Genomic DNA, 12,155 nt, shown 5'->3' with positions numbered 1-12,155 from the left:
ACGGCACTCCGGATTGGTGATCACCGCCCTCGGCCTGCCGCACCTGATATGGCGGTCGCCTGGAAGCGGCGTTCCCGGCCGACGGGGCGCAGCCGGACGTGGGCGTCCAGACCGCCGCCGGGGGCCGCCCGCAGGGTGATCTTTCCACCGGAGGCGTGCACGAGGTGGCGGACGATGGGCAGGCCCAGGCCTGTGCCGTCGTGATGGGAGTCGGAGGCGCGCCAAAAGCGGTCGAAGGCCCGCTCCTGGTCAGCCTCCGGCATGCCGGGGCCCTGGTCGATGACGTGGAGATCGGTGCCGGGGGCGCGGGCGAGGGTGACGGTCATGCCTGGTGGGGAGACTCGCAGCGCGTTGGCGACCAGGTTGTCGATGATCTGCTCCAGTGCTCCGGGGATCGCCCACACCCGGCCGGCTGCCGGTCCGGAGACCATGATGGTGACATATTGCTCGGCGGCGAGTGGCTCCCACATGGCCGCCCGCTCTGCGAGGACGGCGTCCGCGTCGACGGGTTCGGGGGTGGTGGCGGTGTTTTCCAGGCGGGCCAGGGCGAGCAGGCCGTGGACCATGCGGCTGAGGCGTTCGACCTCCCCGATGGTCTCTTCCAGGCTGGGATGGGCGCGGGGGTCGAGGTAGGGCTCGAAGTTCTCCAGGCGCAGCCGCAGCGAGGTCAGCGGGGTCTTGAGCTGGTGGGAGGCTTCGGAGGCGAAGCCGTGCTGGGCTTGGAGCAGGTGCTGCAGGCGGGTGGCGGTATGGGTGAACGCGGCGGCCAGGCGGCGCAGTTCGGGCGGTCCGCTGCTGGCGTCGGGCGGGTTGTCCAGACGGCCGGCGGCGAGTTGGGTGGTGGCGCGTTCCAGGGTGCGCAGGGGCTGGGTAATCCAGCGGGCCAGAGTGAACGCCACGAGCGCCACAGCGGCCAGGACGCACGCGCCGACCAGGGCGAGGGCGGCCCATATGCGGTGTTCCCGGTCGGTGACCATGGTCATCGGGTAGGTCATCCGCAACGCGCCGCGGATGGTGGTGCCGGAGGAGCCCGGCATCGTTGCCGCCAGAACGTCACCACCGTCGGTGCCGGCGCGGGTGGCAACGGTGGTCTGGTTGCGCAGGGCGGCGGCGATGTCCGGCTCGCCGGCCAGCGTGGTCCCGGTGACGGTGGTGCCGGCGGAGTCGGTGAGCACCTGGCCGGTGCGGTCGACGATCACGACACGGGCGCCGGTGTTGTCCTCGGCGTACTCTCTGGCCAGTTCCGGTAGGGCCGTCAGGTTGCCCTTCTCGATGTTCTCCTCGGCGACTTCGGCCAGCATCGAGGCGTCGCGTTCGACGCTCTGGGAGAACCGGGATTCCTCCCCGCGGGCGTAGAGGTAGCCGAGTGGGATTTCCAGCCCCAGCAGTACCAGCAGCGCCAGCGCGAGGTAGCTGAGTATCAGGCGCCGGGTCACGACGCCCCCTCGGCCGGCCTCGCCTCACCGGGAACGGTGAGGCGGAAGCCCACGCCGCGCGCGGTGATGATCCAGGCGGGATCGCCCAGCTTGCGGCGCAGTGCCGCGACGTGCGCGTCGAGGGTCTTGGTGGGGCCGAAGAAGTGCGGGTCCCACACTGTGTCCATGATCTGCTGGCGGGAATGCACGGCGCCGGGATCGTCGGCGAGGTAGACGAGCAGGTCGAACTCCCGCGGGGACAGCGCGATATCGTGGCCCTTCAGGCGGACCTGCCGGGTACGGCGGTCGATCTCCAAGGGACCCAGCCGCTGCACCGCGGCTGCCGGCGCCTCCTCGGATACCGGAGCATGCGCTGCCTGGGGCAACGTCTGCCGCGCGCCGGTACGACGCGTGACCGCCCGGATACGGGCCACCAACTCCCGCACGCCGAACGGCTTGGCGAGGTAGTCGTCCGCGCCCAGTTCGAGTCCGACGACCCGGTCGGCTTCCTCACCCCGGGCAGTGATCATGATGATGGGGATCGCGGACCGGGCGCGCAGCGTGCGGCACACGTCCAGACCGTCCATGTCCGGCAGCCCGAGATCGAGCAGGACCAAATCGGGAGCCTGAACGGTGTCGGCGAGGCCGGCTGCGCCGGTGCGTACCCGGTCGACGGTGAACCCGTACCGGCCGAGCCCTTCGGTGAGGGGCCCGGCGATCCGGTCGTCGTCTTCTATCAACAGCAGCCTCATGGCGACAGGCTCGCACAGCCGTGCAGCAGGAGCCGGAGCGTTCATCACAACCCGCCTGGGACCAGAGGAAACGGACGATGCGACAGATCTGACGGAGCAGATGAAAAGGGGCCGTCCGGCCGATTCAACGCGGGGCTTGTGATCGGCCGGACGGCAGCAGCGGGACAGCGGTCGACGACGGAAGATGGTGGGGGTGTCAGCCGTCGTCGGAGCGGTCGCCGTCCTCGCGTCGGTCCTCGCGCCCGTTGTCCTCCGGCTCGTCGTCCTGGCGATCTCCGGTGACGGGTGCACTGGTCTGCGGCGCAGCGGTGCCCGTCCCCGCGCCGCTGTCCGTCGGCGGCACGGCACTGGTCGGCGGCGCGGACGGTGTCACCGGCTGCGAGGCGGAGACCTGGCCGGGCTCGGAAGCGGGACCGGGTGACGGGCTGGAGGAAACCGTGTCGCTGACCATCGACAGCGCCAGCCCGAAGCCGCCTGTGATCAGCAGGACCGTAGCCATCAGAAGGACCGGCTTACGCCTGGCTGCCACCTGCTGCCACACGCCCGTGGCGCTGTCCGCCAGATCCGTGGCCCGCGCGGGCGGCTCACCCGCCGCCCAGTCCTGGGCTGCGGCCGGCGCGGGATAGTCGAAGGAGTCCGCCGCGTTGCGGTCCCCGTAACCAGCTGGCCCGGCATCCGCGGGCAGTGGGTCGAAGACCGCCGTCTCGGCAACTTCCGGCTGCGAGGCCGGCTGTGAACGCCTGGGATCCACCGGCACGACTCCTGCTCCTGTTCGCGAGACGGGCCAGCCAACGGCAGGGCCGTCAGCCCTCGTTCTCCTCGGTGCCCTCCTGCTTGGTGCCGGTGACGTTGTAGCTCTTGTCCAGGTAGACCTCGACCGACGTGCCGTCCGACTTCTTGACCTCCACCGCGAGCATGCCGGGCTTCTCCCTGTCTTCCTCGGACTTCACGACCGTGCCCGGGTACTTGGCCAGCGCCGCCGCCTCAGCCTTCTGCTTGACTTCACCGGTCAGCGGCGTCTCCTTCTCCTCACCGGCCTCGTCCTCGGCCTGGCCCGCCTGGGCGTCCCCGGCGTTTTGCGCCGACTGCTGGGTGTCCGCGGCCTTCGAGCTGCCGGAGCCGGAGTCGGACCCTCCACAGGCGACCAGCGCGAACATCATGACGGCGGCAGGGGCGGCGAGCAGGGCACGACGAGGCAGAGCACGCATCAGGAATCTCCAGAAGGATTGCGGGGTGCGGTGGTCCGTGTGGCTGGATCACCGAGGGACGCACACGACTCTAGAAACTCGCTCTCCAGAGCACGGCCAGCAATCGACAGCAACAGACCAGCAAACCGCCAATCTTTTGCCGCAGTCACAAAACAGCAGGTCACAACCGGTTGCCAGGGGCGCAAGCTCACCGTGCGGCCCGCAGCGCGCCGCAGCACCAGGAGGCACATGCCAGCACCGCATGGCGCGGGCGGTGCTACCTCGCCGTCGGGCGCAGCGGAACGACGCGGGGCGACGGCGGCCGCAGTTGCTGGCGTAGTCCTTCGTTCTCGGCGGTGAGCTGGTTGAGCGCTCGTACGAGTGCGGGGACGTCCTCGCGCAGTCGGGTGAGTTCCTCGTTCTTGTTGGCGGTGGTCTGCTTCAGGTTGACGATCTGCGCGCGCAGGCGGGCCTCGGTGTCGGGGATGCCGCCTCGTTCCCGGACGTGTGTGTAGAACTCGTTGCGCAGATCGGGGTGGCGCTGGGTGAGGGCGTTGCGGGGAACCTGGGCCTCGAGGGCGAGGGCGACCAGGGTCAGCGCGCCGTTGGAGTGTTCGGGACGGCCGATGAGGATGCGCTGAATAGCGGCGCGGATCCGGTCGCGTTCGTCGGGCGCTGGGCTCACGTTCTGGGCTCCTGGCAGGTGATGCGGGTGCGGTAGTGGGTGTCGGCGAGGTTGCGCAGCTGACTGGCCGTAGTGAGGAAGCGGTCGGCGATCGGCCGGAGCAGGTGGAGTGCCTGACGGGCGAGGCTGTCGGCCCGGTCGCGGAGCTGCTGGGCGTGGTGATCGGTGCGGACGGTGTTGGCGCAGCCGGTGACACAGCGGTCCAGGGCCGGCGTGGTGCTGTCGGCGGGCCGCTCGCACAGCGCCAGGTCGCGTTTGTAGCGGCACAGCAGCAGGGCATGGGGGTTGTCGTAGAGGACGGTCCCGTCGCGGGCGAGGTACTTGCGGGCGAAGTCGGCCTTCACGGTGGTGCCTTCGAAACGCCGGGTGGTGCTCGCCTAGTGCGGGGCCTGGCGGGCGGCGGGACCGGAGACGCCTTCCCCTTGGCTGTAGCGCTCGTTCAGGTCGGCCGCGGTCTCGGCGGTGCTCAGGGCGGTCTCGATGTCGATGAGGTCGTGGATGCCGCGGCGGGAGCGAGTGCCGTAGCCGCCGGCGACGTCGGTGTCGAGGACCGTCCGCAAGTGGCCGTACTGAATCGCGAGAGCGACGAGGCCGCCGGGTCGGCGGGCGATGTGCCAGGCCAGGGAACGGCGGAAGCGCACCGCAGTGACCGGCCCGGCGGGGTCCGCGGGGATGACTTCACGGGTGAGGCCGTGGCGGGCGGCTTCCTGGTAGGCCCAGGCGATGAAGTCGCTGATGCGTTCGCGTATCCCGTCGCTGCCCATGGCCTTGCCACGGTGACGGATGGCACCGCGGTGGTAGTCGCTGGCGAAGAGCAGCTCCCCTTCGGGGACGATTTGCTCCAGTACTCGGACGGCCGCGACGACGAGGGCGATGGCGACCCAGGGGACGTCCCGCTCGACACCGGCAGAGAGGTGGTTGCCGTCCTCGTCGACGGCGGTCTTGAACTAATAATCGGCACCCACAGGGTCTTCGCGATCGCCGATGCCCGCCCCGACCTGCTGCTGCGGTGGACCCGCCGCACCCGTCACCTGTGGCCGCTGGGCGTGACGCTATGTCGTCCAGTTGGAAGTCCTCAAGACTGAACTCGTCACCGCGCCCGCAAGGAGCTTGCCGAGGCGCTGGCCGAGCTTGACGCGCTGCGTGCTACGGCCGCAGCGATGTTCCTCGGTGCCGTACCGGGCATGTGAATCAAACTTATCGACGGGTTCCGCACAGCTTGCGCGGCGGTCCACGCGCAGGCGCGCGTATACGCAAAGGAGCCCCGGCATCTGCGGATGGAGTGCAGCCGCCTGTGGGGGCTGAGCGGGGGGCGGCTTGCCGGTGGCAGGCCGCCCTGGGCCGCTGCTACGACGGTTCGGGAGCTTTCCAGCGGGTGACCGAGAAGGTCACCGAGGCGGGGCGCTTGGCGGTTACGGAGGTCACCTTCAGCAGAGCGACGTCCTTGTCGAGACTGTCGAACCTGCACAACCGGTCCCCGGTCCGCAGTTCGGAGACCGGTACCTCGAGTTCGTTGCTCTCGCCGCGCGCCGCGGCGTCCTGGCAAGCGGTGAGGTCCACATCGGCGGTGCCCTCCACCCGGGCCACGTATCCGCGGAACCACATTTTCGGGCTTCCCAGACAGCTCGGGGAGTACTCGATGTCTCCCCCGCCGCCGTTCAGTCTGCTCCTGTACGTAACGACCGGCATGTCCGAACCGAGCCCAACGCTGCCGAGGACGCAGCCGCGCGCCTTGGCCACCTCGTCGGACACCGTGACGGGCTGGTTCTCATAGACCTTGTCACCGGGCTGCGCCGGCGCGCCCTCGGTCTTCGCCGGCCCGGCCCACAGGGTCGCCGACAATGTCAGCTCCCCGACGGGGGATCCACTCACCTTCACCACGCGCAGGAGGACCACGCGGCCGCCCGCGGCGAAGTCCTCGCAGAACCGGTCCCCCGCCGCCAGGGCCCGGGTCTTGTAGCGGTCGACGTGCGTGCCGTTGCCGACCGCTGCCCGTGCGGCATCCTGGCAGCCCGCCTGGTCGAGGTCCCCGGCGTCCGCGGCGACCTTGGCGACGGGCACGTCGTCGAAGTCCAGCACCTCGTTGTCCCAGGAGCAGGGAGGCTCCCATGACAGGACAGGCGGCCTGCCCTCGTCCGTCTGGTCCCCGTCGTCGTTCAGGCGCGGGTTAGACTCATGGGGCCCGAGGACGCGCGGCCCGCTGTCCGTGAACTCCACGTAGAAGTTGAAGTCGGACGGGCATCCGTTCTTGATCGCCTGGACATTGCTCAGCGAGACTTTCTTGTCCCGGTAGAGCAGCCCGGTCCTGGAACCGCCCGACGCACCGGACGCCGATCCCTTGGACGCACCCGTCGCCGAGCCGGTCGGGCCTTCGGACTGCCCGCCGCCGTCCCCGCAGCCCGCGAGCACCACGGCCAGCAGCAGCGCGAGACCGCCGCCCCATAACGCCCTTGCCGTACGGCCTTTGTCTCCCCACACGTCAACTCCCCGTTCGCATTCGAAGGGCCACCCACCGTACCGCCTACGGGAGGGTGCCGACAGGAGCCGAGAATTCCGGACCTAGTCAGATGGCTTGGATCATCGGGCGCCAGGTACAGACCGAGAGGCTGGAGGCCGCGGAGGATGAGAAACACGCACTGACCTTGTTCTTTATCTTCTGGTCGCTTGAAATGCGGCGATAGTAAGTTCGCGTTTGACGGTCCTGCCGACGTCGTAGCGGGGTGCCCCTCGTATGGGGGAGCTCGTCATCCTGCGTGCTGATGTGCGGGCATCTCCGCGTGAGCACGATGGAACGCATGTTGAAGATCGACGCGCTGCCCAATGTTCCGCGTTGGGCTGTCCTAGCCGCCCATACGGTGCCACTTATCACCTTGCCGTCCGGCCTGTGGCGGATCGCCCAGGTTGCCGGGCTCCCGGTGGCCGAGCAGTTGGGCCGGAACGGTCGCGAGGTGGTGGTGGCCATCTCGCTGACCTTGATAACCGAAGGTCTCGCCCTGCTCACACTCGGATTGGTGCGGCCTTGGGGCGAGGTCGCACCCCGCTGGCTCCCGCTCATCGGCGGACGGCGCGTGCGTACACTCGCGGCGGTAATACCAGCGTTGCTCGGGGCGGCGGTGCTGTGCGCGATCGGGGGCTGGTTCACCTGTACCCAGGCGGCAGGGCTGATTGGGCGTGTCACGCAGACGCCAGCCCAGCAAGTGCTCCTCGTGGTTTGCTACTCTCCGCTGCTGGCCTGGGCGCCCCTCCTGGCGACCACGACGCTCGCGTACTACCGGCGCAGGGTGACTGTGCTGTGAAGTCCATCCTGAGCTTTGTTCTTTATCGTCCGGCCTCGAACGGTGTACGTGCCAGAAACTTCATCCGTGCTGGTCACGACGGGTACCACGCCCCCCTTGCAGACCTCGCCTCCCCACACCAGCATGGTGGAGTGCTGCTGTGACTGCTCCATCTGACCTTGACGAGCATGTTCACCCTGATACGACTCCTGTCAAAGAGTGAGCACGACAAAGAGGCCGAGATCCTGGCGCTACGCCACCAACTCGCCGTGCTGCGGAGACAGACCGACAAACCGAGGGTGACCTGGCCAGACCGCGCACTGCTGGCCGCCCTCCTGCATCGCCTCCCCCAGGTACGTCTTCGCCGGCTACCACGTCGACGACGGTCCGCTACACCGTCGAGGGCCGCGACGGCGTCTGCGAGCACTCGCCGTCGGCCACCGCGCCGGCGGCGGCGTTCAACTGCACGCCGGCCCGGATCGTCGCGGCCGACCAGGACCGGCCCGGACTGCTCACACCGGGGTTCGTGTTCGAGTGCAACGGCCCGCAGGTCGCCATCGACACCAGCCCGCCCGGCAGCGAGGCGACACTCGCCGGGGTCGCCGGGGCCTTCCAGGCAAACGGTGTCCCCTTCGACGCGGCCCGGATCGTCGCGCTCGACGCGGACACCCCAGGCATGTTCCGTCCCGGGGCGCTGAGCGGTCCTGGCACCCGCGGACCTCGCGCCCCTGAACACGCGGACCGCCGATCGGTTCCCGCCCGGCACCCCGGTGTTCCTCATGGCGGAACCGGCACCGGAACCGGGCGACGACACCCTCTGCCCGGCCGGCCCGCTGATCGAGGCTGCGCGGGGCGGCTCGCAGTAGCCAGTTCGCAGACAACCCTGCGGCGGTGCACGGCCTCTTCACGGGTGACATTGTTCGATCGCCACGGAGGAGCGATGAACACAGCGAGAATACGCCAAATGTCCCTGATAGGCGCAGCGTTGGTCGGGGCAGCGCTGGTCGCCTCAACCGCCCCGCCCGCCGCAGCGGTCGTCGGCGGAGACCGGGCCGACATCACGAAGTACCCCTGGACGGTCGCCCTGACGTCGTCGGACGACGTGAAGACGCCGGAATGCGCCGGCACGCTCGTCGCACCGAACAAAGTGCTGACCGCCTCCCACTGCGTGAAGCAGACCACCATCAGCGATGTTCGCGTGGTCGGCGGACGGGAAGACCTCCGGCGCACCGGCGAGGGCACGGTCCGCAAGGTCACGAAACTATGGATCCACCCCAAGGCCAACACCGAGGGGAGCAGGGCCACGTATACGCACGACATCGCTGTCCTCACCCTCAACGCCCCGATGAGATACCGGACTTTGCCGCTCGCCACCCCCGCGCAGCAGAAGCTGTACGAGGAAGGCACGCCCAACAGGGTCCTGGGCTGGGGCTCCACGACCGGCCGCGAGGGTGACGACCGCGTGCCGCCGTTGCAGACGGCGCTGGTGCCCAACCGGGGCGACGAGCAGTGTGTCACCGCGTACGGCAGCCGCCGCTACGACAAGCGCTACACGATGTGCCTGGGCTACCCGGCCGGCGGCGTCAACGCCTGCCACGGGGACAGCGGAGGACCGGTCGTCGCGGGCGGGCGCCTCGTCGGCGTCATCAGCGGCGGCGGCAGCTGCACCGACCGCCTCTACCCGGGCGTCGCCAACAAGACCGCCTCCTACTACGCGCTCCTCCAAAGCCAGATAGCCGGAGAGGAAGGGCGGCCCAAGTGACCCGACGACTCACGTACGCACGCCTGCCCGCCCTGGCCGCCTGTCTCATGGCGGCCGTCGTCCTCGGACTCGCCGGGCTGCCGGCTCCCGCCGCGCACGCCATCGTCGGTGGGCAGAAGACGAATACGGTGCGGGCACCCTGGACCGTCGCGATCAACCTGTGGCGGCAGACCGACACCTACCCGCGTTCGGGGCAGTTCTGCGGCGGCACCCTGGTCACGGCGACGAAGGTCGTCACCGCCGCCCACTGCGTGGCCGACGAGGTGCCCACCGATCTGGGGGCCGTCGCGGGCCGCACCGACCTCCGCCGCCACGATGGCACCCTGCGCAAGGTGACCAAGGTCTGGATCCACCCGCGGTTCGGCCGCCACCTGGAGAACGACATCGCCGTCCTCACCCTCGACAAACCCATGCCGGCGACGTACACACCGCTGCCGATAGCCACCCCCACCGATACCGACCTGTACCGCCCGGGTACCCACGCACGGGTCTACGGGTGGGGCGTGCTGGACGAGGAAGGCCGCGAGGCGAACGTGCTGCGCTCGGCGGACCTGCGCGTCCTGTCGGACAGGACGTGCCGACGGCTCAACCCGTGGGGCGACTATCACCCCAGGATGCACGCCTGCGCCAACGATCAGGTCACCGGCGCCCACCACGCCGAAGGCGACAGCGGTGGTCCACTCGTCGCGGGCGGAAAGCTGATCGGGATCGTCAGCCACCTGTCACCCGACAACGCCTCCACACCCACACCCGGCGTCTACACCCAGGTCTCGGCCTACTCCGACGAGATCGCCGACCGGCTCCGGCAGTAGACACAGACAGCGGACATCCGGCGAACCGGGCGTCCCCGCCCGCCGCAACGCACGTCCTCCCGGGCACACAGGGGCGGGCGGGGCCGCTTCCGGGCACCGGGCCGCCCCATCCGTGCCAACGTCGATAGTGGCCCGCTCTCGCCGCGCGGGCCGCGCTGATCAGTTCCTGCGGGCCTTCGTCCTTGAGCAGGAAGCCGGTGGCGACGGCCGCCAGAGCCCGCAGGACGTTCTCGTCGGCGCCGAAGGTGCCGCGTCCGCCACGTCCTCCGCCCCCAACCCAGCAGCGGGGTCTGCGGGATGTCCGCCATCACGCGGAACCCGCCGCCCGGCGTCGCACCCGCCTCCACGGTGCGGCCGAGCAGCGCCACCCGCTCCCGCGGGCAAGTCAGCCCCGGCCCGGAGCCGAGCCCAGAGGTGGCGGCGGGCGGGACGGGCGGGGCGCCGTTGCGTACCCGGACCTCCACCCGTTCCCCGGGAATGCGTCACGGCGACGGTCTCATGGGCCCCTGCCACGTACCGGTGGACGTTGGTCAGCGCCTCACGCACCACCCGGTGCACCGCCCGCCGCACCCGCGCCGGCCGCGTATCCAGATCCTCGCCCTCTCACGAGAACGCGACCGGAACACCCACGCCACGCGACTCCGCCACCAGCGCCACAATGTCCGCACGGGTACCCGTCGCATCCCTCGGCGCGTCGGTGCCGGTGTCCCGCGCAGCCGGTCCCGCTGCCCACCGCGGTGCCGACCAGGCCCGGCGCCAGGACCGTGGTCGCAGCCGGCACTTCACCGGGCACAAGCCCGTACGGCCTGCTGCCCAGGCCCTGTACCGGAGCCGGCGCGAAGCCGGCCAGGCGGGAGCGCGCCTTTGTGGTGCCGGGGGGCGTTGCGGCTCGGTTCAGAGGGTGCTCTTCGCTGGAGCGTCCGCCGTTTCCGGAACGGGTGGTGTGGTGAGGCTGGCTAGTAGCTGGAGGGTGGTGGCCGCTTCGGAATCGGGTGGTGCACTGTAGATCATCATGGTCATGTCGGGGTCGTCGGGGGCCCGCATGGCGACGTAGTCGAGAGCGAGTTCACCGAGCTGAGGATGGTTGAACCGCTTGCGGCCGCGGGTCTTGCCGTGGACGTTGTGGTCGGCCCACAGACGGCGGAAGTCGGCACTGCCCAGGGAGAGTTCACCGACCAGGGTGGCCAGCTTCGGGTCGTCGGGGTGACGGCCGGCATCCAGGCGGAGGTTGGAGACGGTGTCGCGGGCCTTGCTCTCCCAGTCGGGGTAGAGGTCCGTGGCGGCGTCGTCGAGGAAGACCAGGCGGGCCATGTTCCGCTCGGCCGCGGGCAGGGCGGGGAAGTCGGCGATCAGGGTCCGGGCCAGATCGTTCCAGGCCAGGATGTCCAGTCGGCGTCCGATGATGTAGGCGGGGACAGCGGCGAGGGCCTGGAGCGCCTGGCGCATCTCGGGGCCGACCCTTTGCGGGCGGGCCGGGCGCTTGCGGGCACTGGTGGGCTTGGCGAGGTTGTGCAGGTGGGCGCGCTCGTCGGCATCGAGACGGAGCGCCCCGGCGACGGCCTCCAGGCCGTCGGGGGACACGTTGCGGGCCCGGCCCTGTTCCAGGCGGGTGTAGTAGTCCACGCTCACCCCGCCAGCAGGGCCAGTTCCTCACGACGCAGGCCCCGGCACGCGCCGCTGGCCACCGAAGTTGCCCGCGCCGACGTCTTCGGGCCGCAGGCGGGCGCGTCGGGTCTTGAGGAACTCGCTGAGCTGCTGTGCACGATCCATGCTTCCAGTGTCGGCCAGGGCCGCGCGGTTGTGCCTGGTCCTGCCAGACCCAGGCAGGGCGGACCCGGGTTGGGCGGAGCTCTGGGTGGACCTGGCGCGGGTGCGCAGGATGGACATCGTTCGCCGGCGAACAACAGCACCAACCTCACCAGACCAGGAGTCACCCCATGTCGAACACGCTCACGATCGTTGCCGGCTTCGTCGCCAAGCCGGGGCAGGAGCAGCGTCTGCGCGACGAGTTGGACGCGGTGATCGCGCCGTCCCTGGCGGAGGAGGGCTGCCTCGGTTACCAGCCGTTCGCCGACCCCAGCCGCACCGACCGCATGATCATCGTTGAGGAGTGGACCAGCAGCGCGGCTCTGGACCACCACTTCTCGCTGCCGCACTTCACGCACGTCGCCCAGGTCCTGGACGAGATCCTCGCCGAGCCGTTCACCCTGCGCCGTCTGACCGACGTCCCTGCCTGAGACCCCCGCGCCGGCGGGCCGCCCGTGAGG

The 12,155-nt window shown here is 70.1% G+C and carries 14 protein-coding genes and 2 pseudogenes; 5 read left to right on the top strand and 11 right to left on the bottom strand.

The features are described 5' to 3' along the window. Nucleotides 1–20 precede the first annotated feature (20 nt). The 7 genes from AC4BEG_RS29625 to AC4BEG_RS29595 form a co-directional block, all read right to left on the bottom strand. A complete protein-coding gene (locus AC4BEG_RS29625) occupies nucleotides 21–1,436 on the bottom strand; it encodes a sensor histidine kinase (protein ID WP_490702758.1) in 1,416 nt (471 codons plus the stop codon). After that, nucleotides 1,433–2,167 (bottom strand): response regulator transcription factor, encoded by a 735-nt coding sequence (locus tag AC4BEG_RS29620; protein WP_490707249.1) that lies wholly within the window; start codon nucleotides 2,165–2,167, stop codon nucleotides 1,433–1,435. The genes AC4BEG_RS29625 and AC4BEG_RS29620 overlap by 4 nt, the downstream gene beginning before the upstream one ends. A 196-nt stretch (nucleotides 2,168–2,363) precedes the next feature. Further along, the gene (locus AC4BEG_RS29615) at nucleotides 2,364–2,918 is read right to left on the bottom strand and encodes a hypothetical protein (protein ID WP_490702757.1); all 555 of its coding nucleotides are present in this window, start codon (nucleotides 2,916–2,918) and stop codon (nucleotides 2,364–2,366) included. 52 nt (nucleotides 2,919–2,970) lie between these two features. Beyond that, on the bottom strand, nucleotides 2,971–3,375 hold the full coding sequence (locus AC4BEG_RS29610) for a PepSY domain-containing protein (protein ID WP_490702756.1): 405 nt from the start codon (nucleotides 3,373–3,375) through the stop codon (nucleotides 2,971–2,973). 256 nt (nucleotides 3,376–3,631) lie between these two features. Then, nucleotides 3,632–4,039, bottom strand: coding sequence for a hypothetical protein (locus AC4BEG_RS29605; protein WP_490702755.1), 408 nt, complete (start codon nucleotides 4,037–4,039; stop codon nucleotides 3,632–3,634). Beyond that, a complete protein-coding gene (locus tag AC4BEG_RS29600; RefSeq protein WP_490702754.1) occupies nucleotides 4,036–4,383 on the bottom strand; it encodes a hypothetical protein in 348 nt (115 codons plus the stop codon). The genes AC4BEG_RS29605 and AC4BEG_RS29600 overlap by 4 nt, the downstream gene beginning before the upstream one ends. A gap of 33 nt (nucleotides 4,384–4,416) precedes the next feature. Beyond that, a complete protein-coding gene (locus AC4BEG_RS29595) occupies nucleotides 4,417–4,803 on the bottom strand; it encodes a hypothetical protein (protein WP_490702753.1) in 387 nt (128 codons plus the stop codon). Nucleotides 4,804–4,833: 30 nt separating this feature from the next. On the opposite strand from AC4BEG_RS29595, the gene AC4BEG_RS29590 reads away from it, so the two are divergent. Continuing rightward, nucleotides 4,834–5,124, top strand: coding sequence for a hypothetical protein (locus AC4BEG_RS29590; RefSeq protein WP_490702752.1), 291 nt, complete (start codon nucleotides 4,834–4,836; stop codon nucleotides 5,122–5,124). Nucleotides 5,125–5,386: 262 nt separating this feature from the next. Here AC4BEG_RS29590 and AC4BEG_RS29585 read toward each other — a convergent pair whose 3' ends face one another. Further along, nucleotides 5,387–6,517, bottom strand: a complete 1,131-nt coding sequence (locus AC4BEG_RS29585; protein WP_490702751.1) for a hypothetical protein — start codon at nucleotides 6,515–6,517, stop codon at nucleotides 5,387–5,389. A gap of 317 nt (nucleotides 6,518–6,834) precedes the next feature. Here AC4BEG_RS29585 and AC4BEG_RS29580 point away from each other — a divergent pair, with 317 nt between their 5' ends. After that, nucleotides 6,835–7,335: a hypothetical protein gene (locus AC4BEG_RS29580; protein ID WP_490702750.1), complete on the top strand. Its 501-nt coding sequence runs from the start codon at nucleotides 6,835–6,837 to the stop codon at nucleotides 7,333–7,335. 369 nt (nucleotides 7,336–7,704) lie between these two features. On the opposite strand, the gene AC4BEG_RS29575 is transcribed toward AC4BEG_RS29580, so the two are convergent. Then, nucleotides 7,705–7,983 carry a hypothetical protein gene (locus tag AC4BEG_RS29575; protein ID WP_490702749.1) on the bottom strand — a complete coding sequence of 93 codons (279 nt, stop codon included), beginning with the start codon at nucleotides 7,981–7,983 and terminating at the stop codon, nucleotides 7,705–7,707. Between the two features lie 295 nt (nucleotides 7,984–8,278). Here AC4BEG_RS29575 and AC4BEG_RS29570 point away from each other — a divergent pair, with 295 nt between their 5' ends. Continuing rightward, complete coding sequence (locus AC4BEG_RS29570; protein ID WP_490702748.1) at nucleotides 8,279–9,076, top strand: S1 family peptidase; 798 nt, start codon at nucleotides 8,279–8,281, stop codon at nucleotides 9,074–9,076. After that, nucleotides 9,073–9,888 (top strand): S1 family peptidase, encoded by an 816-nt coding sequence (locus AC4BEG_RS29565; RefSeq protein ID WP_490702747.1) that lies wholly within the window; start codon nucleotides 9,073–9,075, stop codon nucleotides 9,886–9,888. The genes AC4BEG_RS29570 and AC4BEG_RS29565 overlap by 4 nt, the downstream gene beginning before the upstream one ends. Before the next feature lie 130 nt (nucleotides 9,889–10,018). Here AC4BEG_RS29565 and AC4BEG_RS29560 read toward each other — a convergent pair. Both AC4BEG_RS29560 and AC4BEG_RS29555 read right to left on the bottom strand, forming a co-directional pair. After that, nucleotides 10,019–10,135: pseudogene (locus AC4BEG_RS29560) on the bottom strand (DNA-binding response regulator); the annotation flags it as partial. A gap of 647 nt (nucleotides 10,136–10,782) precedes the next feature. Next, a pseudogene (locus tag AC4BEG_RS29555) lies at nucleotides 10,783–11,658 on the bottom strand (helix-turn-helix domain-containing protein). Nucleotides 11,659–11,825: 167 nt separating this feature from the next. Here AC4BEG_RS29555 and AC4BEG_RS29550 point away from each other — a divergent pair. Then, entirely contained in the window at nucleotides 11,826–12,125 is a 300-nt protein-coding gene (locus AC4BEG_RS29550; RefSeq protein WP_490702746.1) for a putative quinol monooxygenase, read from the top strand. Nucleotides 12,126–12,155: the final 30 nt, after the last annotated feature.

The organism is Streptomyces sp. JLBJ103 (genome assembly GCF_058215575.1).
This window is presented reverse-complemented; position numbering and strand designations above follow the sequence as displayed.